General features: G+C 63.9%; 20 protein-coding genes and 2 pseudogenes. 5 read left to right on the top strand and 17 right to left on the bottom strand.

Annotated elements, in window-relative coordinates; genetic code table 11:
* Positions 1–65 precede the first annotated feature (65 nt).
* Together lepB and AAHM38_RS23000 are read right to left on the bottom strand one after the other, a co-directional pair.
* The gene (lepB, locus tag AAHM38_RS23005; protein WP_116577036.1) at positions 66–758 is read right to left on the bottom strand and encodes a signal peptidase I; all 693 of its coding nucleotides are present in this window, start codon (positions 756–758) and stop codon (positions 66–68) included.
* 84 nt (positions 759–842) lie between these two features.
* A complete protein-coding gene (locus tag AAHM38_RS23000) occupies positions 843–1,451 on the bottom strand; it encodes an arylesterase (RefSeq protein ID WP_009238064.1) in 609 nt (202 codons plus the stop codon).
* A gap of 73 nt (positions 1,452–1,524) precedes the next feature.
* On the opposite strand from AAHM38_RS23000, the gene AAHM38_RS22995 reads away from it, so the two are divergent.
* Positions 1,525–2,235 carry an ABC transporter ATP-binding protein gene (locus tag AAHM38_RS22995; protein ID WP_116577035.1) on the top strand — a complete coding sequence of 237 codons (711 nt, stop codon included), beginning with the start codon at positions 1,525–1,527 and terminating at the stop codon, positions 2,233–2,235.
* 9 nt (positions 2,236–2,244) lie between these two features.
* On the opposite strand, the gene pgi is transcribed toward AAHM38_RS22995, so the two are convergent.
* On the bottom strand, positions 2,245–3,864 hold the full coding sequence (pgi, locus tag AAHM38_RS22990) for a glucose-6-phosphate isomerase (RefSeq protein WP_116577034.1): 1,620 nt from the start codon (positions 3,862–3,864) through the stop codon (positions 2,245–2,247).
* A gap of 71 nt (positions 3,865–3,935) precedes the next feature.
* Entirely contained in the window at positions 3,936–5,531 is a 1,596-nt protein-coding gene (locus AAHM38_RS22985) for an NAD(P)H-hydrate dehydratase (protein ID WP_116577033.1), read from the bottom strand.
* An 86-nt stretch (positions 5,532–5,617) separates the two neighbouring features.
* On the opposite strand from AAHM38_RS22985, the gene AAHM38_RS22980 reads away from it, so the two are divergent.
* Together AAHM38_RS22980 and purL are read left to right on the top strand one after the other, a co-directional pair.
* Positions 5,618–6,187 carry a winged helix DNA-binding protein gene (locus AAHM38_RS22980; protein WP_012762043.1) on the top strand — a complete coding sequence of 190 codons (570 nt, stop codon included), beginning with the start codon at positions 5,618–5,620 and terminating at the stop codon, positions 6,185–6,187.
* Between the two features lie 148 nt (positions 6,188–6,335).
* Complete coding sequence (gene purL, locus AAHM38_RS22975) at positions 6,336–10,442, top strand: phosphoribosylformylglycinamidine synthase (RefSeq protein ID WP_116577032.1); 4,107 nt, start codon at positions 6,336–6,338, stop codon at positions 10,440–10,442.
* A gap of 78 nt (positions 10,443–10,520) precedes the next feature.
* On the opposite strand, the gene AAHM38_RS22970 is transcribed toward purL, so the two are convergent.
* The 3 genes from AAHM38_RS22970 to AAHM38_RS22960 form a co-directional block, all read right to left on the bottom strand.
* A complete protein-coding gene (locus AAHM38_RS22970; RefSeq protein ID WP_257019912.1) occupies positions 10,521–10,808 on the bottom strand; it encodes a hypothetical protein in 288 nt (95 codons plus the stop codon).
* 15 nt (positions 10,809–10,823) lie between these two features.
* Positions 10,824–11,759, bottom strand: coding sequence for a serine hydrolase domain-containing protein (locus AAHM38_RS22965; RefSeq protein ID WP_257019911.1), 936 nt, complete (start codon positions 11,757–11,759; stop codon positions 10,824–10,826).
* A 70-nt stretch (positions 11,760–11,829) separates the two neighbouring features.
* Positions 11,830–12,756 (bottom strand): LysR family transcriptional regulator, encoded by a 927-nt coding sequence (locus AAHM38_RS22960; RefSeq protein ID WP_116577031.1) that lies wholly within the window; start codon positions 12,754–12,756, stop codon positions 11,830–11,832.
* Positions 12,757–12,887: 131 nt separating this feature from the next.
* On the opposite strand from AAHM38_RS22960, the gene AAHM38_RS22955 reads away from it, so the two are divergent.
* Entirely contained in the window at positions 12,888–13,652 is a 765-nt protein-coding gene (locus AAHM38_RS22955; RefSeq protein WP_116577030.1) for an SDR family NAD(P)-dependent oxidoreductase, read from the top strand.
* A gap of 197 nt (positions 13,653–13,849) precedes the next feature.
* Here AAHM38_RS22955 and AAHM38_RS22950 read toward each other — a convergent pair whose 3' ends face one another.
* From AAHM38_RS22950 to AAHM38_RS22930, 5 genes and pseudogenes are all read right to left on the bottom strand, one after another.
* Positions 13,850–14,686 carry an ABC transporter permease gene (locus tag AAHM38_RS22950; RefSeq protein WP_012762038.1) on the bottom strand — a complete coding sequence of 279 codons (837 nt, stop codon included), beginning with the start codon at positions 14,684–14,686 and terminating at the stop codon, positions 13,850–13,852.
* A 15-nt stretch (positions 14,687–14,701) separates the two neighbouring features.
* Positions 14,702–15,979, bottom strand: a complete 1,278-nt coding sequence (locus AAHM38_RS22945; protein ID WP_116577029.1) for an ABC transporter permease — start codon at positions 15,977–15,979, stop codon at positions 14,702–14,704.
* A 94-nt stretch (positions 15,980–16,073) separates the two neighbouring features.
* Positions 16,074–17,114, bottom strand: coding sequence for an ABC transporter substrate-binding protein (locus AAHM38_RS22940; protein WP_012762036.1), 1,041 nt, complete (start codon positions 17,112–17,114; stop codon positions 16,074–16,076).
* Positions 17,115–17,185: 71 nt separating this feature from the next.
* On the bottom strand, positions 17,186–18,274 hold the full coding sequence (locus tag AAHM38_RS22935; protein ID WP_065855118.1) for an ABC transporter ATP-binding protein: 1,089 nt from the start codon (positions 18,272–18,274) through the stop codon (positions 17,186–17,188).
* 521 nt (positions 18,275–18,795) lie between these two features.
* Positions 18,796–20,110 (bottom strand): annotated as a pseudogene (locus AAHM38_RS22930) (sensor histidine kinase N-terminal domain-containing protein).
* A 38-nt stretch (positions 20,111–20,148) separates the two neighbouring features.
* Here AAHM38_RS22930 and AAHM38_RS22925 point away from each other — a divergent pair.
* Positions 20,149–20,691: pseudogene (locus AAHM38_RS22925) on the top strand (porin); the annotation flags it as partial.
* A 76-nt stretch (positions 20,692–20,767) separates the two neighbouring features.
* Here AAHM38_RS22925 and AAHM38_RS22920 read toward each other — a convergent pair.
* The 5 genes from AAHM38_RS22920 to AAHM38_RS22900 form a co-directional block, all read right to left on the bottom strand.
* Positions 20,768–21,868, bottom strand: a complete 1,101-nt coding sequence (locus AAHM38_RS22920) for a J domain-containing protein (RefSeq protein WP_116577028.1) — start codon at positions 21,866–21,868, stop codon at positions 20,768–20,770.
* A 95-nt stretch (positions 21,869–21,963) separates the two neighbouring features.
* The gene (gene icmH / locus AAHM38_RS22915) at positions 21,964–22,953 is read right to left on the bottom strand and encodes a type IVB secretion system protein IcmH/DotU (protein ID WP_259395723.1); all 990 of its coding nucleotides are present in this window, start codon (positions 22,951–22,953) and stop codon (positions 21,964–21,966) included.
* The gene (locus AAHM38_RS22910; RefSeq protein WP_116577026.1) at positions 22,940–23,224 is read right to left on the bottom strand and encodes a PAAR domain-containing protein; all 285 of its coding nucleotides are present in this window, start codon (positions 23,222–23,224) and stop codon (positions 22,940–22,942) included. Before AAHM38_RS22910 ends, icmH begins: the two co-directional genes overlap by 14 nt.
* 2 nt (positions 23,225–23,226) lie before the next feature.
* Positions 23,227–25,536, bottom strand: a complete 2,310-nt coding sequence (locus tag AAHM38_RS22905) for a T6SS phospholipase effector Tle1-like catalytic domain-containing protein (protein ID WP_116577025.1) — start codon at positions 25,534–25,536, stop codon at positions 23,227–23,229.
* Positions 25,533–25,966: DUF3304 domain-containing protein (locus tag AAHM38_RS22900; RefSeq protein WP_342234325.1), on the bottom strand; the 434-nt coding region annotated here is incomplete at its 5' end. The genes AAHM38_RS22905 and AAHM38_RS22900, both read right to left, overlap by 4 nt.

Genomic DNA, 25,966 nt, shown 5'->3' with positions numbered 1-25,966 from the left:
AGCCTGACGAAAAAGCCCCCTCAATAACGAGGGGGCTTTTTCTTTGCGTACTTTTTGGCGTTGCGCTAGTCCAGCGGCTTGCCCATGCGTGCGAGGCGCGGCATGTACAAGTGGTCTGGATCGAACGATAGGGCCACGTGGGAAGCGCGAGCGATCAGATTCTTGCGCGGTACGAGACCGAAGTAGCGGGAGTCGCGGCTGTTGTCGCGGTTGTCACCCAGCATGAGGTAGTGGTCTTGCGGGACGATGATGGGACCGAAACTGCGCAGGGCACGCACCTCCGGCAAGACCATCACGGTGTGCTGCCGGCCCGGTAGCGCTTCCGACCAGAGTTCGTGCGGCAGCATCGCCGTTGCTTGCGGCAGCGCGCCGGGTGCGACGTCTGGCAGCGGCGCATAGGCCAAGCGCTGGTGATTGATGTAGAGCGCTTCGTCACGCATTTCAACCACGTCGCCGGGCAGCCCGATGAGTCGCTTGACCAGCTTCGTGCCGTCTTCGGGGGAGGAGAAGACGACGACATCACCACGTCGCGGGTCGCTGCCGCGCTTGAGCCAGACGGTGGTGGCCGGTACGCGCACCCCGTAAGCCAACCGGTTCATCAAGATGTAGTCGCCTTCGATGAGCGTGGGATTCATTGAGCCGCTCGGCACGACTGCCCAGTCCGCAATGCAGGCGCGGAAGGCAAAAAGCAGCGACATGCCGACCAGGAACCGCTTGTTGTCACGCGCTGCGCGCAGCCCGCTTGCCAGAAGCTTCATGGTGTTCGCCCGAGTGAGAGGTGGCCGCCGTGCCGGAGCCGGAAATCCGATGCGCCGGATGACGCCATCGGTGCGGCAGAAGGGTTATCTTCCGACCCGGGCTTTAAGGAGAGGTTCCAGTTTGGGCCACACGTTATCGAGCATCGTCGGCTGCGCTGCGGCAATGGGGTGGATGCGATCTTCCTGGAACCAGTCGGGCCGCTGCGCAACCCCTTCGAGCAGGAATGGCACCAGTGGCAGCTTGTACTGCTGCGCCAGCTTGCCGAACATGGCGAAGAAGCGCTCGCTGTAATCCGGGCCGTAGTTGGGCGGGATGCGCATGCCCACCAGCAGCACCTTCGCGCCAGCCGCTTGCGATGCTTCGATCATCGCCTTCATGTTGCCCTCGCTGGAGGCGAGCGACAGGCCGCGCAGCGCGTCGTTACCGCCCAGTTCGAGAATCACGACAGAGGGCTTTTCGCGGGCCAGCACGGCGGGCAAGCGCGAGCGGCCGCCGGCCGTGGTGTCGCCGCTGATGCTTGCATTGGCGACGCTATAATCGGGCTTCCGTTCTTTGAGTCGCCTGTCGAGTAACGCGACCCAGCCTGTGCCTTGCGCCAGGCCGTATCCCGCCGACAGGCTGTCACCGAGCACCACCACGCGATGCGATGCAGGCGCGCCTTGTGCTGCAGCCGTCTGTGCGAGTGGCAGCATGCCGAACACTGCGCAGCCAAGCGCCGCGGCGAGTAACTTCACACTGCGCCTTCTACTACCTACCAGTCCAATCATGTCGTCTTCCGCTACCTGGGTGATTGAAGTCGATTTGCTGCACAAGACCGTGCGCGATGCCACCGGTGAGTTGCCTATTCTGAGCGATGTTGCCTTCCGTGTGGAAAGGGGCGAGACATTGGCGATTGTCGGCGCGTCGGGCTCGGGAAAATCGACGCTGCTTGGGTTGCTTGCGGGCCTGGACCTGCCGACATCGGGCTCCGTCAAGCTGCTGGGCAACGACCTGTTCAAGCTGGACGAGGATGGCCGCGCAGCCGTGCGTGGCAGCCACGTCGGCTTTGTCTTTCAATCGTTCCAGTTGCTGCCTCATCTGACGGCCCTTGAGAACGTGATGCTGCCGTTGGAGTTGCAGGGAGACGTGAGCACCGCCGATATGCGCCGGCGCGCCACGGTCCTGCTGGAGCGTGTCGGCCTCGGAGCACGGCTGTCGCACTACCCGAAGACGCTGTCCGGCGGCGAGCAGCAGCGCGTGGCCCTGGCGCGCGCGTTCGTGACCGAGCCCGAAATTCTCTTTGCCGACGAGCCGACCGGCAGTCTCGACACCGCCACTGGCGAAGCCGTGATCGCGCTGATGTTTGAACTCAACCGCAGTGCCGGCTCCACGCTGGTGCTGGTGACGCACGACCGCTCCGTGGCTGCGCGATGCAGCCGTATTCTCACCATTGAAGCTGGGCATCTCGTCGGCGACGAGATCGTCACTGAACTCTGAACGTTTGCGTCAGAGGGCGGCCTTGGCGCGGCGAATCAACGCCGCCGTCGACGCATCATGCGCCACGGAGGCCGGAGCCCCTTCCAGTTCCGCCTGGATCGGCTTGGCGAGTTTCTTGCCAAGCTCCACGCCCCACTGATCGAACGAGTTGATGTTCCACACCGCACCCTGCACGAAGGTGCGGTGCTCGGCGCAGGCGATGAGTGCGCCCAGTGACGCAGCGTCCAGCCTTTCCATCAGGATGGTCGTGCTCGGGCGATTGCCTTCGAACACCATGTGCGGCACCAGCGCTTCGTCGGTGACGCCGCCCGCGCGGACCTCCTCGGCGGTGCGCCCCAGCAGCAGCGCCTCGCCCTGCGCAAAGCAGTTCGCGAGCAGTTTGGCGTGGTGGCCGGGCAGGGTGCGCACCGGCTCGAGTGTGGTGATGAAATCCACGGGCACGATCTGCGAGCCCTGGTGGATCAACTGGAAATACGCATGCTGCCCGTTGGTGCCGGCCGTGCCCCAGACGATGGGGCCGGTGTCGGTATCGATGGCCGCGCCGTTGCGTTGGACGGATTTGCCGTTGCTCTCCATCTCCAACTGTTGCATGAAGTCGGTTAGCAGCTCCAGCGGCGCGCAGTAGGGCACGGTACAGGCACTCGCCGCGTCGAAGAAGCCGCGATACCAGACCGACAGCATCCCGAGAATGAGGGGCAAGTTTTCACGCGGCGCGGCCGTGGCGAAGTGGCGGTCCATGGCGCGCGCGCCATCGAGCATCGCTTCGAATTGCTGCGGCCCGATTGCCAGCACAATCGACAGGCCCACCGCCGACCACAGCGAGAACCGCCCGCCCACCCAATCCCAGAACGTGAACATGTTGTCCGGGTCGATGCCGAACTGGACGACCGCCTCACGGTTGGTGGAGACGGCGACGAAGTGGTGCCTGAGCTGGTCTTCAGCTACGCCATGCTCGACAAACCAACCGCGCATGCTGTGCGCGTTCGCCATTGTTTCGAGCGTGGTGAACGTCTTCGAACAGACAATCGCGAGCGTGGTATCGGGGTCGAGATGGTCGAGCGTTTCCGCCAAGTCCGTACCGTCGACGTTGGAGACGAAATGCACGCGCACCTGTGGCACGGCAAGGTGCTCCAACGCGCGGCACACCATGCGCGGGCCGAGGTCCGAACCGCCGATGCCAATGTTCACCACGTCGGTGATGCGCTGCCCGGAATAGCCTGTCCATGCGCCGCTGTGCACACGGTTGGCAAAGTCGCGCATCTGCGCGCGCACCCGCAGCACTTCGGGCATGACGGGCTCGCCGTCGGCACGATAGTCGTCTTCAGCGCGGCCACGCAGGGCCACGTGCAAGACGGAGCGGTGCTCGGTGTTGTTGATGCGGTCGCCATGCAGCATGGCATCGCGCAGCGCAAGCACGCCGGCCTCGTCAGCAAGTTGCAGTAGCAGCGCCAGGGTCTCGGGGGTGAGGCGGTTTTTTGAGTAATCGACCGTCAGGCCAGCCGCATCCAGCGTGAACGCGCGTACCCGTTCTTCGGCATCCGGCGCGGCAAACCAGTCGCGCATATGTGCTGCGCGGATCGATTCTGCATGTTGCGACAGGGACTGCCAGGCGGGTAGGGCTGTGGGCATACGGCGTGATGTGACGTGAGGTTGGTGCGGGAAAACGAGTAGGCAGTATAACGGCGCTGTATGACGTGTTTCTATCGGCGAACGTCCGACGCCAGCAAGGCGTTGAGAGCGCCTCGCGCCGGCGCGCATAGCTCGCTTGCGTGCAGGCCGATGGGGCCGACGCCCGCGTGGACGAGGTCATCGGCGGCTCGCCCGTGCAGCCATACAGCCGCCAGTGCGGCTTCGCGCGCGCCCATGCCTTGCGCAAGCAGTGCGCCGATCATGCCGGTCAGCACATCGCCCGTGCCGCCGGTGGCGAGCCCGCCGTTGCCGGTTGGGTTGATGGCCGGCTGGATGCCAGGCGCCGCGATGACTGTGCCCGAGCCTTTGAGCACGACCACCGCGCCCGTCCGATTGACAAGCGCCTTGGCGGCGGACAGCCGATCGTGCTGGACGGCGCGCGCATCGGTGTGCAGCAGTCGCGCGGCTTCCAGCGGATGCGGCGTCAGCACCAACGGCACACCGCTTCCGGCCAACTGCGTGAGCCGTGCGAGCAGCGCCGGCGTTTTCGCAAAGAGGTTCAGTGCATCGGCGTCGAACACGGCAGGCGTGCGCGCCGACAGCATGCGGTCTAGCAGATGCTCGAGCGCGGCTTCCGACTCCTTGCCGGTGCCCATGCCGGGGCCTACGGCCAGCGCCTGCATGCCGCCCAGATCGAGTGCGCCCCAGGTGTGCAGCATCAATTCCGGTTGCGCGGCGTCGACACGCGGTGCATCGGCGGCAAGCGAGACCACGTGCACCTTGCCCGCGCCGAGATAGAGCGCTCCACGCGCAGACAACAGCGGCGCTCCGACCATGCCAGCCGCACCGCCCACGATTGCCGCACTGCCGTATGTGCCTTTGTGGCCGTTATGCCGCCGGCGCGGCACGTGCGTGAGCCAGCGTGACGGCGTGTTGACGAACGCGTCCGCTTCAATCACGCCGTCATAAGCCGCCTGCGCGGCTTGCAAGTCAGCCAGCGCGATGTCGCCGGTGGCGTCGCGGCCATCGCCGGTCAGCAAGCCCGGTTTGACGGCGAGGAACGTGATGGTGGCGCGCGCCTGGACAAAGGGCGACTCTGGGGCGGGCGGCTGGCCCGTATCGCCGTTTAGCCCCGAGGGAGTGTCCAGCGCGTACACCGGCAAGCCGCTGGCGTTGATCGTGTCGACCAGTGCGGCATGCATCCCCGTCAGCGGTCGGGCGAGTCCAATGCCGAAGAGGCCGTCGACGATGACGGAGGCAGCAGCCGGCATCGAAGCGGCCGTGTGCAGATGTTCGATGGGGACATTGGCGGCACACGCCTCCGTCCAGGCGCGGCGCGCGTCATCAGGCAGCTTGGCCGGGTCGGCGGCAAGCCACACCGTGACGGCGCGCCCGGCCAGATGCAGCACCGTCGCCGCAACGAGCGCATCGCCACCGTTGTTGCCTGGGCCGGCAACGAGCAGGACATGCCCGTGTGGCGCGCGCGTCTGCAGCCAGTCGGCGGCGGCTTCGCCCGCCCTGGCCATCAAGGTGAAGGGTTCGAGGGTTCGGTACGCAGCTGCTTCCAGCGCGCGGACGCCCGCTGTGCCGAAGAGCAGGTCGGCGCCGGTGTGAGCGGCCAAGGCTCCGTCGATCAGGATTTCGCGCCAGGCGGGGTGTGAGGACATGGCAACTACGCTTTCTGCTGTACAGACATGACGATCTATTCTCTTACAATAGCCCGCGTTCCCGGTCCTTTCCCAGCCCCGTTGCAATGTCCAAATCGCCGACCACCCCGAAAGCTGATCTGCCGCAATCCGCAGTCAATGAGGACGCAGGGAAGGGCGGGCCGATCGTGTCTTCGTCGCATCTGGTGTCGGCGCGCAGCCCCGAGCTGTCGGAGTTCGAGTTTGCGCTCAACACCGCCTACAACGCCTACAACCGCTGGTGCGTGCGCTGCATGGCCGCTGCCGGCGTGCGGGACCTGACCTTCCTCGATGTGCTGGTGGTGCACCACGTCAACCATCGCGGGCGGGCCAAGCGCCTGGCCGACATCTGCTTCGTACTCAACGTGGAAGACACCCATCTCGTGACGTATTCCCTCAAGAAACTGCAGGGGATGGACCTGGTGGAAGGCACGCGCAACGGCAAGGAAGTCACCTACACCACCACCGAAGCAGGCGAAAAGGCCTGCGCCCGCTACCGCGAGATCCGCGAGCAGTGCCTGACCAGCAATATTTCGCCCAGCGGCGAGGAAAATGCCGAGATTGGCGAGCTGGCGCGCCTGCTGCGCGTGCTGACGGGCCTCTACGAGCAGGCTGCGCGGTCCGCCACGTCGCTGTAAAACGGCCGTTTTCGACGATTTCCGGTCGAGGCAGGCGCTTTTCAGGCCGATTTGAGGGTCGGTAACAAGGGCGGGGCAAGGTACAATAACGGTTTTCCCGCGCACGCCGGGAAGTCCCTCCTTCCAGCTACTGCCTGCCTTGCCCACCATGGCGCATTTCTCGTGCTTTCCCGGCGCTCTCGCGCTGTCCGCCTTCCGCCAGCAACGCCTGCTTTCCACCCTCAAGCGCATCGATCCGGACATCGATGGCGTCAGTGCCCAATACCTGCATTTCGTGGCCGCCGACACGCCGCTGTCGGCCGATGAATCCGCCCGTGTGCAAGCGCTGCTGACGTACGGTTCGCCCGCTCCGGCCGATGTCGAGGGCGACCGCTTTGTGGTCATCCCGCGCTTTGGCACGATCTCGCCGTGGGCCAGCAAAGCGACGGAAATCGCGCGCCACTGCGCACTGCCGCAAATCCACCGCATCGAGCGCGGCGTGGAATTCACCATCACGTGCAAGAAGGGCCTCATTCGCAGCCTGACCGGTGCTGCAAAGCATCTGGACGACGCCACCCGCGCCGCCGTGGCCGAGCACCTGCACGACCGCATGACAGAAACGGTCATCGACACGCGCGAAGCCGGCTACGGCCTGTTCGACGTGTTGCCCGCCAAGGCTTTGCGCTTTGTCGATATCGCCGGTGGCCAGGAGGCTGGTCGTCGTGCTTTGGAAGCCGCCAACGTCGAAATGGGCCTCGCCCTGTCCGACGATGAAATCGACTACCTGGTCGACGCCTACCGCAAGCTCGAACGCAACCCGACCGACGTCGAGCTGATGATGTTCGCGCAGGCCAACAGCGAGCACTGCCGGCACAAGATCTTCAACGCAGACTGGACCATCGACGGCGAAACGCAGGACAAGTCGCTCTTCGCGATGATCCGCAACACGCACCAGCTCGCGCCGCAGGGCACGATCGTCGCGTATTCGGACAACGCCGCCGTGATGGAAGGCGGCATGGCCGAGCGCTGGTTCCCGCACGCGGGCACGGAAGGCGAGACGGGCGTGCCGCAATACGGCCGCCGCGAAGCCCTCACGCACACGCTGATGAAGGTGGAGACGCACAACCACCCCACGGCCATTTCGCCGTTCCCGGGTGCGTCGACCGGCGCCGGCGGTGAAATCCGAGACGAAGGTGCAACCGGCCGCGGCGCCAAGCCCAAGGCGGGCCTGACTGGCTTTACCGTGTCGAACCTGCTGCTGCCCGAAGCCGTGCAATCGTGGGAAAACGCGCGCGATACCGCTCAGCCGGTGGCGCACCGCAATCCGAATGAAGCTGCACCGGGCCCCGTCGGCAAGCCGGACCGCATCGCCTCGCCGCTGCAGATCATGATCGAAGGCCCGATCGGCGGCGCTGCGTTCAACAACGAATTCGGCCGGCCCAACCTCGGCGGCTACTTCCGCGTCTACGAGCAGAACGTGGGCGGGACCGTGCGCGGGTATCACAAACCGATCATGATCGCGGGCGGTATCGGCAATATCGACGCCGGTCATACGCACAAGCACGGCCTGCCGGCCGGTACGCTGCTGATCCAGCTGGGCGGACCCGGCATGCGCATCGGCATGGGCGGCGGTGCAGCCAGCTCGATGGCCACCGGCACCAACACTGCGGACCTGGATTTCGATTCTGTCCAGCGCGGTAACCCCGAAATGCAGCGCCGCGCGCAGGAAGTCATCAACGCGTGCTGGGCGTTGGGTGAGGACAACCCGATCCTGTCGATCCACGACGTGGGCGCCGGCGGCATCTCCAACGCCTTCCCGGAACTCGTCGATGGCGCCGACAAGGGCGCGCGCTTCGACCTGCGCCAGGTGCATCTGGAAGAGTCCGGCCTGAGCCCGGCCGAAATCTGGTGTAACGAATCGCAAGAGCGCTACACGCTGGCGATTGCCCCCGGCGATTTCCCCCGTTTCCAGGCCATGTGCGAGCGCGAGCGCGCCCCGTTCTCTGTGGTCGGCTTCGCCACGGACGAACAGCAACTGCAAGTGGTCGACAGCGACACCGCAGCCGACCTGCCCGAACACTTCCCGGTCAACATGCCGATGGATGTGCTGCTCGGCAAGCCGCCGCGTATGCACCGTGACGTGCACCGTGTGTCGCAGGAACTGCCGGAAGTCGATGTCACCGGGCTGGACCTGGAAGTCGTCGCGCGCGATGTGCTGCGTCATCCGACCGTCGCCAGCAAGTCGTTCCTGATCACCATCGGCGACCGCACTGTGGGCGGCCTGAACACGCGCGACCAGATGGTCGGCCCTTGGCAGGTGCCGGTGGCCGACGTGGCCGTCACCACGCTGGACTACAAGGGCTACGCCGGTGAAGCGATGACGATGGGCGAGCGCACGCCGCTGGCCGTCATCAACGCACCCGCGTCGGGTCGCATGGCCATCGGCGAATCCATCACGAACATCGCCGCTGCACCGATCGACTCGCTCACGCAACTGAAGCTGTCGGCCAATTGGATGGCCGCCTGCGGCGTAAACGGTGAAGACGCCCGCCTGTACGACACCGTCAAGGCGGTCGGCATGGAGCTGTGCCCGGCACTGGGCATCAGCATTCCGGTGGGCAAGGATTCGCTGTCGATGCGCACCAAGTGGGAAGACGAAGGCACGGCGAAGGAAGTGGTCGCGCCGGTGTCGCTCATCGTCTCGGCGTTCGCGCCGGTGACGGACGTGCGCAAGACGCTCACGCCTCAGCTCAAGCAGGTCGAATCGGCGAACGCGCCGGCAGACAGCACGCTGATCCTGATCGACCTGGGCCGCGGCAAGAATCGCATGGGCGGCAGCATCCTGGCGCAGGTCACGGAGCAGATCGGCAACAGCGTGCCGGACGTAGATGACGCCGAAGACCTCAAGCGCTTCTTCGCCGCCATCCAGCAACTGAACGCAAGCGGTTCGCTGCTGGCGTATCACGACCGTTCCGACGGCGGCCTGTGGGCGACCGTCTGCGAAATGGCCTTCGCCGGCCACTGCGGCGTGTCGATCAACGTCGACATGCTCACGCTCGACGGCGCGCATGAATCCGACTACGGCGACGCCAAGAACTGGGCGCAGCAAGTCTCCGGCCGCCGCGCCGACCTGACGCTGCGCGCGCTGTTTGCCGAAGAACTCGGTGCCGTCATCCAGGTGCCGCTGGCCCAGCGCGACGCCGTCTTTGCGGTGCTGCGTGAGCACGGCCTGGCCGGTTGCAGCCACGTGATCGGCGCGCCCAACGCCAACGATCACATCGAAATCTGGCGCGACGCCAAGAAGGTCTTCAGCGCGTCGCGCATCGAACTGCAACGCACCTGGACGGATGTCTCCTGGCGCATCGCCAGCCTGCGCGACAACCCCGAGTGCACGCAGAGCGAATACGACCGCATCCTCGACGCTGAAGACCCGGGCATCTCGCCCAAGCTCACGTTCGACTTGGCGGAAGACGTGGCCGCACCGTTCATTGCCACGGGCGCCCGCCCGCGCATGGCGATCCTGCGCGAGCAGGGCGTGAACTCGCAGATCGAAATGGCCTATGCGATGGACAAGGCCGGCTTCGACACCTACGACGTCCACATGAGCGACCTGCTGGCAGGCCGCACCAACCTCGCCAGCTTCAAGGGCTTCGTCGCCTGCGGCGGTTTCAGCTACGGCGATGTGCTGGGCGCGGGCGAAGGCTGGGCGAAGACGATCCTCTTCAACAGCATGCTCGCCGAGCAGTTCGCGGCTTTCTTCAACCGCACCGATTCGATCGCGCTGGGCGTGTGCAACGGCTGCCAGATGATGGCGAACCTCGCCCCGATCATCCCGGGCGCCGGTGCATGGCCGAAGTTCACGCGCAACCAGTCGGAGCAGTACGAAGGGCGTCTGGTGACCGTGCAAGTCGAAGCATCGCCGTCGATCTTCTACGCGGGCATGGAAGGTAGCCGTATTCCCATCGTCGTTGCGCACGGCGAAGGCTATGCCGACTTCTCGCAGCAAGGCGACATCGACAAGGTGGCCGTTGGCCTGCGCTACGTCGACAACCGCGGCGAAGTCACGCAGACGTATCCGCTGAACCCGAACGGCTCGCCGCAGGGCATTGCCTCGGTGACGACGCACGACGGCCGCTTCACTGCGCTGATGCCGCACCCGGAACGCGTGTTCCGCGCCGTGCAGATGAGCTGGCATCCGAAGGAATGGGAAGCCGCCGGCGACGGCAGCAGCCCGTGGATGCGGATGTTCCGCAACGCGCGGAAGTGGATGGCGTAAGCAGTCCGCTCAGCAGCAAAACGAAGGCGCGCCGACGTGATCTCGGCGCGTTTTTTTTCACCGGCACCTGCGGAGCGTCTAGCGGCCAAACTTCTCCACAACGCCGCGCCACAACGCATCACGCTCAGCGCCCAGGTGCGCGCCGCTTGCATCGCCCGACGCGTCCTGGCCCACCGCAAGATGGACCATGGTGAGCCTGGATTGCGGGTCCACGTAGATCGCCTGTCCATGGATGCCGAGCAGCACGAACCGCCGCGCTTGTCCCGGCAAAAGCCACACCTGGAAGCCGTAACCGTAGTAGCGGCTGCCGTGATACGTCATCTGCCCCGGGCGAAACGCGTCGGGCTGGCGCGATGCGTCGGTCATGTCGAGCAGGAAGTCTCACGGCACGACTTGCCGGCCTTGCACCACGCCATCGTTGGCCAGCATGGACCCGAGGCGCGCGTAGTCCCGCGCCGTCGCATTGAAACCGCCTTGTGCAAACGCCGATCCGTCGGATTGACGCACGAGGTAGGTCGCCTTGGCTTCGGCCCCCATCGGCTTCCATAGCTTGTTGTCAACGAAGTCGCACAGGCTGCGGTGCGTCGCCGCTTGCAGCACGAGCGCCAACACTTCGGTTTGCGCGCCCGCGTAGTTGAAACGCGTGCCCGGCGCGTCGGCGCGCTCGTTGACCTGGGCCGCTGCCGCGAGCACGCCTTGCTCCGCTGCCGTCTTGAGGAAGCGTGCCCGGTCGTCGGTCGGGGTGTAGTCCTCGACATACTTGGCACCGGAGGCCATGCGCAGCAGATCGACGATGCGCGTTCCACCGTAAAGCGTGCCTGCAAGCTCGGGCACGTATTGGTCCACACGGTCCTCCAGCGAGCGCAGGCTTCCATCCTCCAGCGCCTTGCCGATCGCCAGTGCAACGAGCGTCTTGGCCATCGAGTTGGAGAGCATCCGCATGTCTCGCGTGCGGTCGTAGCCGTAATGCTCCGCCAGGATGACGCCGTCCTGAACGATCAGCACAGCGGTCGCGCGCTGATGCTCCATGTAGTCGGCCAGCGTGTAGTCATGGTTGCGGAAGCGATACCGGACATCCGCCTCTTTTTCTGCAATCTTGAGCTGCACCGGTTGGTCGGCCGGCGCCAGTTCGCAAGACGGCGAGATGCGGTCCATGCCGCTGAAGGCCCCCACGATGTACGGCGCCTCGTGGATGCGGGCCGCGCTTGGCGCAAGCGGATAGCCTTGCGCCTTGCCGAGTCGATCTTCATCGGGAGAGGCGATGGCGACGCTGCAAGCGAGCAGCGCGCACATCGCGCAGTGTTGGAGAGCGTTCATAGGCTGGGGCGGCGGCGAGGTTGGTGGCAGGGGCAAGCCGTGAGACTACACCGGCCGCATGGCGGGGCGCCTACGCATTCGTGCCCAGCGGTTCCAGATACGGCCCCAGCAGCTCGCTCATCCAGTTCATGAAGACCTGCACCCGAACCGGCAGGTTTCGCCGGTTGGGATACACCAGCGACACCGGCATCGGCGGAGGCCGGAAGTCGGGCATCACGTCGACGAGCGTACCGTCCGCAATCGCCGACGACAGCCCCGCGTACACCGGCGCCTGGATCATCCCCAGCCCCGCGCGGCACGCTGCGTCGTAGCTCTCGGCCGAGCTGACGGTCACCGCGCCTTTCATCGGCCGGAATGCGGAGCGGCCGTCCACCGTGTATTCCCATCCAGGCGATTTCGTCCCCAGCGTCTGCACGTAGTGGACGATGCGATGGCGGTCGAGGTCTTCGAGCGTTTTCGGCATGCCATGGCGCGCGATGTAGGCCGGGCTGGCGCGGTTGACCTGATGCAACTGGCCGAGCGGGCGGGCGATGAGGCTGCTGTCGGTGAGCGTGCCGATGCGCAGTACGCAGTCGAAGCCTTCGCGCACCGGGTCCACGCGGCGGTCGGTGCTGGAGAGTTCGATTTCCAGTTCGGGGTGCGCATCGAGCAGCGCGGGCAGGGCGGGGATGACGATGCGGCGCGCAACGCCCACCGGCATGTCGACACGCAGGCGGCCGCGCAGGGCTTGCGGGCTCTGGCGGAACATCGTTTGCAGCTCGTCCATGTCGGCCAGCAGATCCTGGCAGCGCTCATAGAACGTCTGGCCGTCCTGCGTAAGCTGCACCTTGCGGGTGGTCCGGTGCAGCAGGCGCGTGCCGAGCATCGTTTCCAGCTGCTGCACCGCCACCGAGGCGGCCGGTTTGGGAATGCTCAGCGCTTCTGCCGCACGCGTGAAGCTGGCAAGTTCGGCCACGCGCACAAAAATCTGCATGGCTTCTAGTCGGTTGGTAGACATGGCGGGTGGGTTGATTGTTATCTGTGAGCAAACACAGCGATAGGATAAGCGAGATTTATTCTTGGTTTGTCGCCCAATACCATGCTCTCACGGTGTTCAACACCCATCCCAAACCCAACCGGAGAGCAACCATGACGCAGACCCATACCCCCATCGCGATCATCACCGGCGGCAGCCGCGGCCTTGGCAAGAACATGGTGCAGAAGCTGGCCCAGCGCGGCACCGACGTGATCTTCACCTACCGCACTAACCGCGCTGAAGCCGATGCCCTCGTCGCCGAACTGACAGCCCAGGGCCGCCGTGCCGCTGCCTTGCAGCTTGACACCGGCAAGATCGCCACGTTCCCCGCCTTTGCCGAGGCCGTGCACGGCGTGCTGACGCAGTGGAAGGCCGAGCGCTTCGATTACCTCGTCAACAACGCCGGCGTGGGCGTGCACGCCACGGTGGCCGAAACCACTGAAGCCCAGTTCGACGAACTGATGAATGTGCATTTCAAAGGCGTGTTCTTCCTCACGCAGATCCTGCTGCCGCTCATGGCTGACGGCGGGCGCATCGTCAATATCTCGTCGGGGCTGGCGCGTTTTGCGCTGCCGGGCTACGGCGCGTATGCGGCAATGAAGGGCGCGGTGGAGGTGCTGGCGCGGTATCTGGCGAAGGAACTCGGCCCGCGCGGCATTGCCGTGAACGTGGTGGCGCCGGGCGCCATCGAGACGGACTTTGGTGGCGGTGCGGTGCGCGACAACGCCAGCCTCAATGCCATGGTGGCGGCCAATACGGCGCTGGGACGCGCTGGTGTGCCGGACGATATTGGCGGCGTGGTGGCCTCGCTGCTGTCGCCGGACAACCGGTGGATCAATGCGCAGCGTATTGAAGCTTCGGGCGGGATGTTCCTCTAAGCACGCCCGTCCCGGGGCATGGCGTTCAGAACGCCAACTGCCGAGCTCTGAGCGCCGTGCGAAGAGCTTCGCGTGTTGAGTTCCGAGGTGTGGGAACTTGGGGCTTGATGCTTGGCACAGCAGCGCATTCCCTGTTTCACTCCTGCCGGGGCTGAAACAGGGGATGAACCACAGAAAACAACCAAAACCCAAACCGCCTACGCCACCGCCTTAGCCGCAGCCCGCCCCCGCAGCCATTCAAACGTCAGCAACAGACACGTCGAAAACACAATCAGAATCGTCGCCAGCGCCGCAATCGTCGGCGAGATGTTTTCGCGAATGCCGGTAAACATCTGGCGCGGCAGCGTCACCTGGTCGGCCCCCGCCAGGAAGAGCGTTACCACCACTTCGTCAAACGACGTGGCAAACGCAAACAGCGCGCCGGAAATCACGCCCGGTGCGATGACGGGCAGCGTAATGCGGAAGAACGTCATGACCGGGTTGGCACCCAGCGACAGGCTCGCCCGCACCAGGTTGTGATTGAAACCTTGCAGCGTCGCCAGTACCGTCGTCACCACAAACGGCACGCCCAGCGCCGCATGCGCGAGGATCAGGCCGATATACGTGTTCGCCAGCCCCAGCGGCGCAAAGAACAGGTACATGCCCACGCCCACAACCACCACGGGCACGATCATCGGCGACACCAGCACCGCCATCAGCAGGCCCTTGCCGCGGAAGTCGGCCTTGTTCAGTCCGATGGCGGCGAGCGTGCCGAGCACCGTTGCCACGATGGTGGCTGCCGGCGCGACGATGAAGCTGTTCTTGGCGGCCATGCGCCATTCGTCCGACGTGACGAGGTTCTGATACCAGCGCAGCGAATAGCTCGGAATCGGATACGAGAGGAACGTGCTCGATGAGAACGACAGCGGCACGATCACCAGCACCGGCAGCACGAGGTACAGCAGCGTCAGCACGGCCAGGCCGCGCAGCGCGAAATACCAGATGCGTTCAATGAGCGAGGTGTGCGGGGCAAACATCGGTTTGGCGAGTTTCATGGTCGATGTTCTCCGTTAGCCGACGCGGACCTTGGGCCGCGTGAAGCGTCCATACACGGCGTACAGCACCAGCGTGGCCAGCAACAGCAGCGCACCCAGCGCGCACGCCATGCCCCAGTTGATCGTGACGTTGGTGAAGTAGGCCACGTAGTAGCTGACCATCTGATCGTTCGGTCCGCCGAGCAGCGCGGGCGTGATGTAGTAGCCCAGTGCCAGGATGAACACCAGCAGCGCACCGGCGCCGATGCCCGGATACGTCTGCGGTACATACACGCGCCAGAACGCGGCAAATGGATGGCTGCCCAGCGACACGGCTGCGCGCTGGTACGTGGGCGGGATCGACTTCATCACGCTGTACAGCGGCAGGATCATGAACGGCAGCAGGATGTGCGTCATCGAGATGTACACGCCCACCCGGTTGAACAGCAGCGCCAGCGGCTCCTTGATGATGCCGAGGTCGATCAGCCCGTGGTTGATCAGGCCTTCGGTCTGCAGCAGCACGATCCACGCCGCCACCCGCACCAGGATGGACGTCCAGAAGGGGATCAGCACCATCACCATGACGAGGTTGGCGCGGCGCTCTGGCAGCGAGGCAATCCAGTACGACAGCGGATAGCCCAGCAGCAATGCGAACAACGTCACCATCGCGCTGATGACAAAGGTGCGCATGAACACCGTTACGTAAATTTGCTCGTCGGCGTCGGTCGCTTCGATATGGCCGAAGGCGTCTTGGCGGTGGTCGAGCGCGGCCAGCAGGTAGAACGGCGACGTGCGGCTGCTGTTCTTGGCGATGGCCTGCCAGTACGTGACTTCGCCCCAGCGCTCGTCGACTTCGAGCAGCTTGGCGCGGGTCTGGCCGGGTGTCAGCGCCAGTGGCTTGCCTTGGTCATCCGCCAGCGGCATGGCGCGCGCCGTCTTGGCAACCAGCGAGCGGAAGCCCGGGATTTCAGTGTTGAGGCGGCGGGCCAGAGCACCCATCGCTTCGCCTTCGCTCACGGTCGTGAGGTCGGCGGCGAGCGCTGCGTAGGCGGCATCGGCCGGCGGGCTCTTGCGGTCCCAGCCCTTCAGGGCGACGACGGTTTTTGGCAGCGCGTCGGCCACCTCGGGGTTCTGCACGGCGCGCGTGAGCAGGGCGCCGATCGGCACGACAAAGATCAGCAGCAGGAAGATGGCGAGCGGCGCCACCAGCGCCAGAGCCATGGCACGCCTGCGCGCCTCAGCGCTCTTCAGTTCGCGTTTGAGTTTGGCCGTCGATTCCGGAACCGATTCAGCCGCGATCGTCCTGGTGTTCAATGCTGCCTCGCCATTGCTACGGGAATACGTCCGGCGGATGCCTTGCCAAACCTGCAGGGCATCCGCGCGGTCACTGCGTTACACCGCTATGCGGTTACTTCGACGCCCACGAAGCGAAGCGCTGTTCCAGCTCGTCGCCGTGGTCGGTCCAGAACTGCAGGTTCTGCAGCACCGCGTTCTTGCTGTTCTCGGGCGAGTTCGGCATGTTGGCCTGCGTCTTGGCATCGAGCGCTTTGATTGCCGCAACGTTGGCCGGGCCGTACGCGATGTGCTTGGCGTATTCCTGCTGCGGTTTCTGCGACAGCGTGTACGCGATGTACTGCTCGGCCAGGGCCTTGTTGGGCGAGCCCTTCGGGATGGCCCAGTAGTCGAGGTCGTAGATGCTGCCGTTCCACACCACCTTGAGGTTCTTGCCTTCGCGCTGCGCAGCGTCGATGCGGCCGTTGAAGGCGGTGGACATCACCACGTCACCCGCCACCAGGAACTGCGGCGGTTGTGCGCCGGCTTCCCACCACTGGATGTACGGCTTGATCTGATCGAGCTTCTTGAACGCGCGGTTCTGGCCATCCTTGGTGGCCAGCACCTTGTAGACATCCTTGACGGGCACGCCGTCGGCCATCAGCGCGAATTCCAGGTTGTAGCGCGCGCCCTTGCGCATGCCGCGCTTGCCCGGGAAGGTCTTCACGTCCCAGAAATCGGCCCAGCCCTTGGGGGCGGTCTTGAGCTTGTCGGCGTTGTAGGCCAGTGCGGTGGACCACACGAAGAAGCCCACGCCGCAGGTCTGCGGCGCTTCCGGGATCAGGTCGGTCTTCTTGGCGATCTTGCTCCAGTCCAGCTTCTCGAACAGGCCTTCGTCACAACCGCGGCCGATGTCGCCCGATTCCACTTCCACCACGTCCCAGTTGACGTGCTTGGCTTCCACCATGGCCTTGATCTTGGCCTGCTCGCCGTTGTACTCGACCACGGTGACCTTGTTACCGGTTTGCGCCTCGAACGGCTTGTTGAAGGCGGCCTTCTGCGCGTCACCATTGGCGCCGCCGAAGTTCACAACGGTGATTTCCGCAGCGTGCGCGCCGAATGCGATGGCGAATGCGCCGGCAAGCACGGACAGACGCGTCTTTGTGATGTGTTTCATTCCTGGCTCCTCTTATTGGCGTGTGGGTACAACGTGTGGTCGAGGCATGCGGGCAGGGCTGCCCGCGTGCGTCATGCAAAAACGCGCAGATGTTCAGGCGCGAACTCAAGCTGGATCGGTGCGCCGGGTGCGAAGCCTTCGAGCGCGCGCGTGCCCAGCGGCACCTTCACAAAACATTCGGGTTGGTCGGGCAGGGCGCAGCGCATGCGCACGTGGTCGCCAAAGTAGACGAGGCCGCGCGTCTGGCCCACCAGCGCATTGCCGGCGGCGGAGGCGCCTTCGGCCAGGCGCATGCGCTCGGGGCGGATACAGCCGGTAGCCGTGGCTCCGACATTGGCACCTGCGACGTTGCGGCCAACCACGCGGGCGCCGTCGTTGAGCTGCAGTTCGCAGTAATCGCCGTCGACCCGGATGACGGTGCCGCGCAGCGTGTTGCTGTCGCCGATGAAGTTGGCGACAAACTCGTTGCAGGGGCGTTCGTAGAGGCTGTCCACCGTGTCGAGCTGCTGCACGATGCCCTTGTCGAACACGGCCACGCGGTCGGACATGGTGAGCGCCTCGCCCTGGTCATGCGTCACGTAGACGAAGGTCACGCCGAGCTTTTCGTGCAGCGATTTCAACTCGTACTGCATGTGTTCACGCAGTTGCTTGTCGAGCGCGCCGAGCGGTTCGTCCATCAGGACGAGCTTGGGCTCGAACACCAGCGCGCGTGCCAGTGCAATGCGCTGCTGCTGCCCCCCGGAGAGCTGGGCGGGGTAGCGCTTGGCAAAGCCTTCCATGCGAACCATCTGCAGGGCCTTGTGCACGCGCTCGGCACGTTCGGCGGCGGGCAGCTTGCGTACGGTCAGCGGGTACTCGACGTTCTGCGCCACCGTCATGTGCGGAAACAGCGCGTAGTTCTGGAACACCATGCCGATGTTGCGCTTGTGCGGCGGCACGTTGTTGAGCAGCGCGCCTTCGAGCCGGATCTCGCCGCCGGTCGGGAATTCGAACCCGGCCAGCATCATCAGGCACGTGGTCTTGCCCGAGCCCGAGGGGCCGAGCAGGGTGAGGAACTCGCCCTGGTAGATGTCCAGGTCCAGATGCTTGACCACGAGGGTTTCGCCGTCATACGTCTTGCGTACACCGCGAAAGCTGACGATCACGTCGTCGGTCTTCATTGCTGCTTCCTCCATACCATGTCGGTCATTGGGCTGAGCGCTGTCGGCTGCAGGCGGCACATTTGCTGGCTGACGCTCATGCTGCGCGTCGTGCCGTTCCCCGATCTGTTCGGGTCGGCCAACATGCCGTGTTGTGACGAATTGTTGATGGACTATAGCGGCTCATTGTTCTGCCAAGTGGACCCAATCCCGGTTATTTGATGGAGCCATTTACGGCCGCCGCGCGGGCACATCCCATGGGCGTGCGGGCCCTCGGCACCACAATAGGGAAAACCCCGAATGCCTTGCCCGAGCAAGCTCGGCGGTCGATCGTATGGTGGTGCCGATGCGTCTGAGTTTAGGTCGTCTGCCAGCCCGCGTGCGGCGGGCATAACAGAGCACGGATGGAACCAATTCGGCCGGAACAGAGGCCGGCTCGGGCTGCGTGAAAATGGTGCGCCGCATCGTCACGCAAACGGTGCACGCCGTGGGCCAACCGTGCGGACACCACGAACTCCATGTTGTCGCGCAGCAACCGCTGTTCAGGCCGGATGCTCTTCAGGCAGCGCAAGCGCGAGATAGACACTCACTGTCAGCCCTCCGCCCGGTGTGTCCGACAGCGCCACCGTGCCGCCATGCAGGCGGGCAATCTCTCGGACGATCGCCAGGCCGAGGCCGCTGCCGTCGTGGCCTTCCGATGCCGCGCCACGATAGAAACGGCCGAAGACCGCATCGCGCTCCGGCACGGCAATGCCGGGGCCGTCGTCTTCCACTTGCAGTACGGCCTGCTCGCCGAGCATCGCCATCGCCTGCCGGTTGACCCGCAGCGTGACGCGTGCGCCGTTGCCGGCATACAGGATGGCGTTGTCGAGCAGGTTGCCGACCAGTTCCTGCAGCCATTGGGGCTCGCCGGCCACCGTCAGGGGCTCGCCTTCAAAGCCGAGGTCGACGCCGGATCGGCGCGCAACGGGCGCCAGTTCCAGCGCCACATCGCCAGCCAGTGTGTCCAGGCGCAGCGGCTGGAGCAGTGGCGCGTAGCCGCTGTCGGTCTCCAGGCGCGAGAGCGACAGCAGTTGCTGCACGCCGCGCGCGGCCTGGCGTACGGTACCGTGCAGCGGTTCAAGGTGGCGTCGGATGCGTTCGCCATCGGGCTCGCGCAGGGCGAGTTCGGACTGTGCCTGAATCACGGCCAGCGGCGTCTTCAATTGATGTGCGGCATCGGCAAAGAAGCGTTTGCGGGCCTGCACCAAGCGCAGCAGGCGGGCCACATACTGATTGATAGCCTCGACCAGTGGGGCCACTTCTGCAGGCAGGCCCTGCTGCGGCAGCGGGGCAAGCTCATCGGTGCCGCGACCGGCCACGGTTTCGCTCAACTGCCGCAGCGGTCGAAGGCCGCGCCGCACGCCCCACCAGACGATGCAGACGGCCAGCACCACGAGCAGCACCTCCTGCTGCAATGAGCCCGCCAGGATTTCATGGGCCAGCGCCTCGCGCGGCTCCAGCGTTTCTCCTACCAGCAGCCAGATGACATGCGTTTCGGCCGACAGCGCATCGCGCACCGGCAACAGCTGCGCGCCGCACCTGCCTGCCGCGAAAGAGCGACTCGTAGAAGACGGTGCGATATGCCGTGGGGTGCCGACCGCTCGGCATGGGTAGATCGTCGTAGCCAGTGAGTGTGCCGCCGCCGGTATCGACAATCCGGTAAAAGATGCTGCCGCCCGTTTCCGACTTCAGTATTTCCAACGCGAGGTAGGGCAGGTCGATGGCGAATTGCTTGTTGCGCAGGCGCACGCCTTCACGCATGGCCTTGAGCAACGCTTCCAGTGTGCGGTCAAACGCGGCGCTGGCCGCAGTCATGGCGCGCGAATACGTCAGCCACGCATCGAGCGCGAGCAGCCACCGTGGGCTTTGGCGAGGCCGCCGGCAACTTCAAGAGCGGCTCCAAGTACGACCTGGGCGTCGGCTACAGCGTGGGCGGCTTCTCGGCAGCCCTCACGTGGGATCGCCAGAACGGCGCAGGCACGAGCACCACGCCGGCAGACACGACCGATTACATCCAGGGCATTCACGCCGGTGCCAGCTACGACTTTGGTGCACTGAAGCTCTTCGCAGGCTATCGCAACTACAAGCGCGCGTTCACGACGGCTGCCGCAAGCCAGCGCAGCGATATGTATTGGGCGGGCGCCAGCTACGACGTGACGCCGGCCTTCACGCTGTATGGCGCGGTGTACAAGCAGAACATCAAGGGCGGTACGGATGCAGATCCGATCCTGTTCTCCGTGCGCGGCCAGTACGCGCTGTCCAAACGCACGACGGCGTATCTGTCTGCCGGTTATGCCAAGGCCAAGAACGGCCAGAACGTGAGCCTGTCGCGCGACGTGGTGGGTTATGGCAACAACCAGGTCGGTGTGACGGCGGGCCTGCAACACCGCTTCTGATTGGCCGATCGCAGTCAAAAACACGGGCACCTGGAGGTGCCCGTTCTGTTGGATCGACGCGCGGCTCGGCAGGCCGTCAGTCGAGCGTCGTGCGGGATTTCAGCATGCGCCGCACGTCGCGGAAATCGTCGAAGGCGGCAAGGTCCTGCTCGATGTTGCGCACCTGTTGGCGCAGCGCTGCGATGTCGAGGTCGAGTTTTTGCAAGACGGCGTCCGGCGGCAGCGCTTCGAACTGCTGATACCCGTACGTGTATCGGAACGTCGTCTCGATGCGATGGATTTGCCGGTCAAGCTCCCGCACCTGGTCTTTCAGGATCTGGTTGTAGTGCGTCAGCCGCGCTTCGCTGATCCGGTTGATCGAGTGCTGGTCGATGTGCTCCAGCTCGAGCTGCAATTCCAGCAGTTGCAGGAGGTTGTTCTTGTCATACGCCTCGTTGACGCGCTGCATGAGGCCGGTCTTGCGGTCCCGCTCCTGCGGATCGGTTTCACGGTCGGGGTGCAGGGCGCTGGCGAGCTTGCGATAGACCTCGCGGATGGACAGGCTCATCTGCGCCTGTTCGTCTTCCTCCCGCGCTTCTGCGGCAAGTTGCTTCGGAGATTTCGTGCGCGCGGCCCGGCGGGCTTCACGCTTGGTTGCGGCGGCGGCCTTCTTCTCGGCGCGTTGCTCGATGTGCGCGCGGGCGCGCTGCAGCAGCGCTTCCTCCGAATGCACGTCCGCGTCGTCGCCGAGGTCGACACCGAGCGCCGCTTCCAGCCTCGACTTCATCTCCGCGGCTTGCAGCGCGGCTTCACGGTCGAAGTCTGTGCCGCTGTACTTGTTGTAGAGCGCCTTCAGGCTAGCGTCTTCATCAATCAGGTCACGCGCAAGATCGATGATGAGCGCGGATATCTTGCGGCGCTCGGCCTTGGTGAAGGCATCGTGCTCATAGACCTGGTCCAGGCTGCGCACAAAGCGGATCTGCAATGCGATGCGGCTGCGCTCCAGCGGCAAGAACTCGCCGGCATATCGGCGCTGGAACTGAACGGTAGCCGCCTCCCAGTCCGCCAGCCGCTTGCGCCGATTCTCGATCTGCTTGATCAGCGCGTTGAATGCTCGCTGGCCTTTTGACAGCGTTGGCGAGTCGTCCGCGTGCTGATTGGGCGCGATGCTGATGGCAGGGCGGCGGGCCTTGGTCATGACGGGTGTTCGAACAGCTTAAGACGTAACGGTCGGGGGGATTTTACCCACGCTACGTCGCACCCCAAGGGCTGTTTTGTATGCCGCCCCAATCGCTATCGGCCGCTCGCTCGGGATTTTGGCGCGTCGAGCGCCGGCAAAGGCGGAGGGGCGGAGACCATCTGATTGATGGCTTCAACCGTTTGCAAGACTGCCTCCTGTGCCTTGTGCAGCTTGAATTGGAAGTACGCATAGGTTCCAGTGGCAATCACCAGGCCAACGACTGCAGTCAACCACACAGGAACGCAGGAGATCGGCTTGAGGTTGCGTTCGGTGGCGACGTGTAATGACGGTGAAAGCTCCCGCGGGAGGGGGGGAACTCTAGCCTTCACGATCGCGCAGAGCTTTTCACGCAACAGTTGATGTTCGCGTTCTCCATTCCCCTCGACGCGGTAGCGCCCCATGAAGCCCACGCTCATGATGACGTAAATCAAGTGAATCAGCGGTAGATTGGCATCGGGGTCTTCGACCAGGCGCGCGAGCAGCTGATACACCTTGATGCCGCCATCGCGGTCGCCATGGAACTGCGCGGTGAGGGAGTGTTGCGACCATGCGCCAATGCCGTCTTTGCCGCCACCGCCCCATGGGGTGTGATGCGCCTCCTCATCCAACGCAGCACACAAGCAATAGCTCGCCCCCACGATGTGACGACGATCAAAGCCCGCCCGATGACAAAGCTTTTCAAAGGTCTGGATTTCGAGCACCAGCAGGGCACGCAGGTGATCGATTTGACCGCGTCTGAGGTGCTTGATGGAAGACAGATCGGCGATGGCCCTGAGTAGTCGACCTGCTGCGATTCTCAAGCCCCACGGATGCTCCGTTCGCTTGATGCGATCCAGCATTTTCTGAAGCGCGGCTTCACTGTACGCCTCGACCGTCACCGGCTTGGCGTCATTGCCATGGATGGCGCCTTTGATATCCGTGAGTTTCTTCTCAGCCGCAGGCGCTTTCCGCTCGGACTTGGCCTGCGGCTTGCCAGGTTTCGCACCTTGATCGGCCAGCCAGACTGGCGCTTTTTTTGAACGCTGACGTCTAGCCATCGACATACCCCGTCGTGGTGCCGATGAGTGCGCAGCCGCATCGGCAACGATGCCCGTGCAGAGCCACCGGTTGGCCGTTCACGATCATGGAATCGTCACCTTCAACGATGGGGTTGATGCCATGCAAGCGTCCATCTGGGTAGCGCGCGGGGCAGTCCACGAGATCGCCCTTGCGGGCGATCGGCTTGCCGTCAATGGTGTCCGTTGGTGATCCGCTGATGACGGGGCCGTTGCTGGAGTTGACGTCTCCGACCACGATGATGGACCTGGATAGCATGTTCAATCTCCCATCAGCATTTCATCGAGCGTTGGCGTTGGGCCGGCGTTGATACGGCGCACGAGCGCTTTTGTTCGTGCAGCTTGTTCCGCCGCGCGCGCATCTTCCGCCAAGCCCAAATGCCTGATGGCGTTGTCGTTGCCAACAAAGAACACTCGCGCCCAGCCATACCCGCCTGGCGCGTACTCATGAAAGTACGGCATGCGAAACCATGCGCGGCTGTCATGGATATAGTCATCGAAGAGGGCGATGATGGCTCGGTTCTGGCGCTCAAACTGCTCTACCGCTTTGGGCGCGGTCCATTCCCGTAGCTTTTCAACCATTTCGCGTGCTGGCAGCACCAACACGTCGTAGCGCTCTGGGAGAAATGCCTTGGTCTTGAGCGCGCCGGCGACCACTGGGCCTGTTCGCATATGCATGTCTTTGTCTACCAGCTTGATACGCCCGCTGTCCGGATTCCGATCTCGCCGCACGTAAAGCAATTGGGCTGCATTCTTGTAGGCATCGTAGGCTGCGGCTCCAATGCCAACCGGGCCGAGCCCAGATCGCTCCATCTTGGCCATCAACGGTGATGGCAGTTTCTCAACGCCAAGCTCGGCTTGCCGTTCTGGATGAAGATAGCCCAGCAGCAGGCGGAATTCTTCCGCGCTCTCCCGCAAGTCATGCTGATCATTAGTGACGGTTTCATCCGCACCTTCGCCAGGACGGGTCTTGTCTTTCTTTCTGGCGATTTCTTGGCAGAGTTGCTCCCGCCTGCGTGCCATGGCGTCCCAGGCTGCCTGCATCTTCTTGTCTCGTTCGGCAGCCTGTTCCATCTGGGCCGCTCTCTTCGCCGCACTGGCGTAGCCCTGTGAAGCATTTTCCAGCCCTGCAGTGGCGCTACCTGCGGCCAATTCCTTGATGCGCTGGCGCAACTTCAAGGTTTCTGCATCGGTTTCCGTTGCCTTGTCGACCTGCAATTCCAGTTGATACGGCGTCAAGCTGTCTTCAGAAGCAGCCTTGAAGAACGGTCGATTGGTGAGATAGTCGCCAGTGTTCCAGCGTGCGCGCAGCGTGCGCCATGCAAGGTTCTGCCGCATGCCGATGCGCATGGCATCTGTCACCGTCGATATTTCGCCCATTTTGTCCAACCATGCATTGAAGGCATTGACGACCGACTGACTCAAAGCAAAATCATCCCTCATGTACGGGCTCTTGCTGATGTCCTCACCAACCAAAAGCGGCACACCCCAGCGCAATGCTTCGATGTACATGTGATGCAGTGGAATCTGGCTGAGCTTGTCGGCATCGCCAGCGCGGGCCTTCCCTTGGGCACCAGGCGGATAACCGCCGCCGACGTCTGAATGCTCACCGGGGTAGGCCACCTCCAGCCTTTGGCCAGCGCCGCCCGGATAGGCTTGGCCCTCCATGATGGTATCCAGCGGAAAACTCATGCGCTGTTCGTGAATGGAGAAGAAATGGGCGCAGCGTTTGACGTCCCTGGGAATGTTCATGAGGCCGCCGCTGGACCACGCAAAGTGGCCATCGAACGTATCGAAATCAAATGCCGCCCGCACCGAATCCGGTGGCCCCACGGATGCCACGGTATCGAACAACCCCATGAAGTTGATCTGGTAGGGGATCGTTCCCGCAATCTTGCCGTTCGGTGCCCAATCGCGCGTGAGCTTTCCGATGAACGAACGCGCGCAGGCTGCACCGCGCGAAAAGCCAAACACGTTGATCCACACCTGTTTGACCATCTTGTTGCGCTGGCAGTCGCGTTGCCTGTCGCGTTGGATGCCGGCGAGTTTGCGGTGTGTCATGTCGAAGAGATTGGAGAAGCCCCGGTAGCCGTCAGCGGTGGCATGGCAGAGGCGCTTGGCTTCGTCGTCTCGAATCAACGCATCTTCGTTCGCACCCGCGATGGCTTGGTAGATCGAATTCAACACGCGCGTGTAACCCCACACGCATCGCCAGCCATAGCCTCGTGCAAAAGCTTTGCCTGTGGAGGAGTATTCGAGTTCACCGAGTTTCTTGAAGATTGTGCCCACGCCGGCGATGTAATGTGCAAAAACGCCGCTTTCTGGCTTGTCATGCGCGGCGTTGTAGAGGCGCGCCACATTGGTATGGGCTTGCCATTTGGAGTCTCGAAACTCTTCGTTATCTCTGTCGTCGTTGTTGTTGGTACCATCAAAGAACAGGCTGATGTGAATGGTTTGTTCGCAGGCGCCGAGCGGGTCAATTACCTTGCTCTTGCCGTGGTCGTGTGCGGCTTTGCCTTCTGCGAGCAAGCCGCCAGCGGGCATTTTGGTGGGCCAGCGTAGGAGCTTCATTGGCTTGTCTCCTCTTGCTTATTGAGTTCGGCTTCGCGGGCCAATTCGGCTTCTCGCGCGACCTTCATTTGACGTTGCTTCTCGCGCCTCTCTTCATCTTGACGCGTGAGTTCTTCGTCCACCGTTCCAGTGGCCACATAAGGGTCATCATCAGCAGGGCGAGCCCATACACGGTTATGCCCGTTTGCATTGCCATCTTTGATCATGACCTTGACTCGATCGTCCGGAAGAAAGATGGCCCACATCCCGTAGGTGGCGGTGCCATACTCGGGCACCTTCGCTTCGGCTTTGTACCAAGCCCCGTAAGTGACACCGTCCAGTTTCTTGTCGGCAATCCATTGCACCGTGACCTTTAGGCCAGGACGCCATTTCTTGGGGAAGGAAGCGCAGCACGTTTCCTTGCCTCCTCCGGACGGCATGTTGTCCGGAC

The sequence above is a fragment of the Ralstonia sp. OTU4908 genome (genome assembly GCF_038440115.1).
GTDB lineage: Bacteria > Pseudomonadota > Gammaproteobacteria > Burkholderiales > Burkholderiaceae > Ralstonia > Ralstonia pickettii.
The sequence above is the reverse complement of the archived record's forward strand: the minus strand, read 5'-3'. Positions and strand labels throughout refer to the sequence as shown.

Excerpts from the sequence above, each read along its gene's own strand:
- AAHM38_RS22950 (WP_012762038.1), bottom strand. The coding sequence starts at position 14,686 with ATGAAACTCGCCAAACCGATGTTTGCCCCGCACACCTCGCTCATTGAA.
- AAHM38_RS22970 (WP_257019912.1), bottom strand. The coding sequence starts at position 10,808 with ATGACCGACGCATCGCGCCAGCCCGACGCGTTTCGCCCGGGGCAGATG.
- AAHM38_RS22995 (WP_116577035.1), top strand. The coding sequence starts at position 1,525 with ATGTCGTCTTCCGCTACCTGGGTGATTGAAGTCGATTTGCTGCACAAG.
- AAHM38_RS22935 (WP_065855118.1), bottom strand. The coding sequence starts at position 18,274 with ATGAAGACCGACGACGTGATCGTCAGCTTTCGCGGTGTACGCAAGACG.
- purL (WP_116577032.1), top strand. The coding sequence starts at position 6,336 with ATGGCGCATTTCTCGTGCTTTCCCGGCGCTCTCGCGCTGTCCGCCTTC.
- AAHM38_RS22940 (WP_012762036.1), bottom strand. The coding sequence starts at position 17,114 with ATGAAACACATCACAAAGACGCGTCTGTCCGTGCTTGCCGGCGCATTC.
- pgi (WP_116577034.1), bottom strand. The coding sequence starts at position 3,864 with ATGCCCACAGCCCTACCCGCCTGGCAGTCCCTGTCGCAACATGCAGAA.
- AAHM38_RS22985 (WP_116577033.1), bottom strand. The coding sequence starts at position 5,531 with ATGTCCTCACACCCCGCCTGGCGCGAAATCCTGATCGACGGAGCCTTG.
- icmH (WP_259395723.1), bottom strand. The coding sequence starts at position 22,953 with ATGTCGATGGCTAGACGTCAGCGTTCAAAAAAAGCGCCAGTCTGGCTG.
- AAHM38_RS22960 (WP_116577031.1), bottom strand. The coding sequence starts at position 12,756 with ATGTCTACCAACCGACTAGAAGCCATGCAGATTTTTGTGCGCGTGGCC.
- AAHM38_RS22920 (WP_116577028.1), bottom strand. The coding sequence starts at position 21,868 with ATGACCAAGGCCCGCCGCCCTGCCATCAGCATCGCGCCCAATCAGCAC.
- AAHM38_RS22965 (WP_257019911.1), bottom strand. The coding sequence starts at position 11,759 with ATGAACGCTCTCCAACACTGCGCGATGTGCGCGCTGCTCGCTTGCAGC.
- lepB (WP_116577036.1), bottom strand. The coding sequence starts at position 758 with ATGAAGCTTCTGGCAAGCGGGCTGCGCGCAGCGCGTGACAACAAGCGG.
- AAHM38_RS22980 (WP_012762043.1), top strand. The coding sequence starts at position 5,618 with ATGTCCAAATCGCCGACCACCCCGAAAGCTGATCTGCCGCAATCCGCA.
- AAHM38_RS23000 (WP_009238064.1), bottom strand. The coding sequence starts at position 1,451 with ATGCTGCCACTCGCACAGACGGCTGCAGCACAAGGCGCGCCTGCATCG.
- AAHM38_RS22955 (WP_116577030.1), top strand. The coding sequence starts at position 12,888 with ATGACGCAGACCCATACCCCCATCGCGATCATCACCGGCGGCAGCCGC.
- AAHM38_RS22905 (WP_116577025.1), bottom strand. The coding sequence starts at position 25,536 with ATGAAGCTCCTACGCTGGCCCACCAAAATGCCCGCTGGCGGCTTGCTC.
- AAHM38_RS22910 (WP_116577026.1), bottom strand. The coding sequence starts at position 23,224 with ATGCTATCCAGGTCCATCATCGTGGTCGGAGACGTCAACTCCAGCAAC.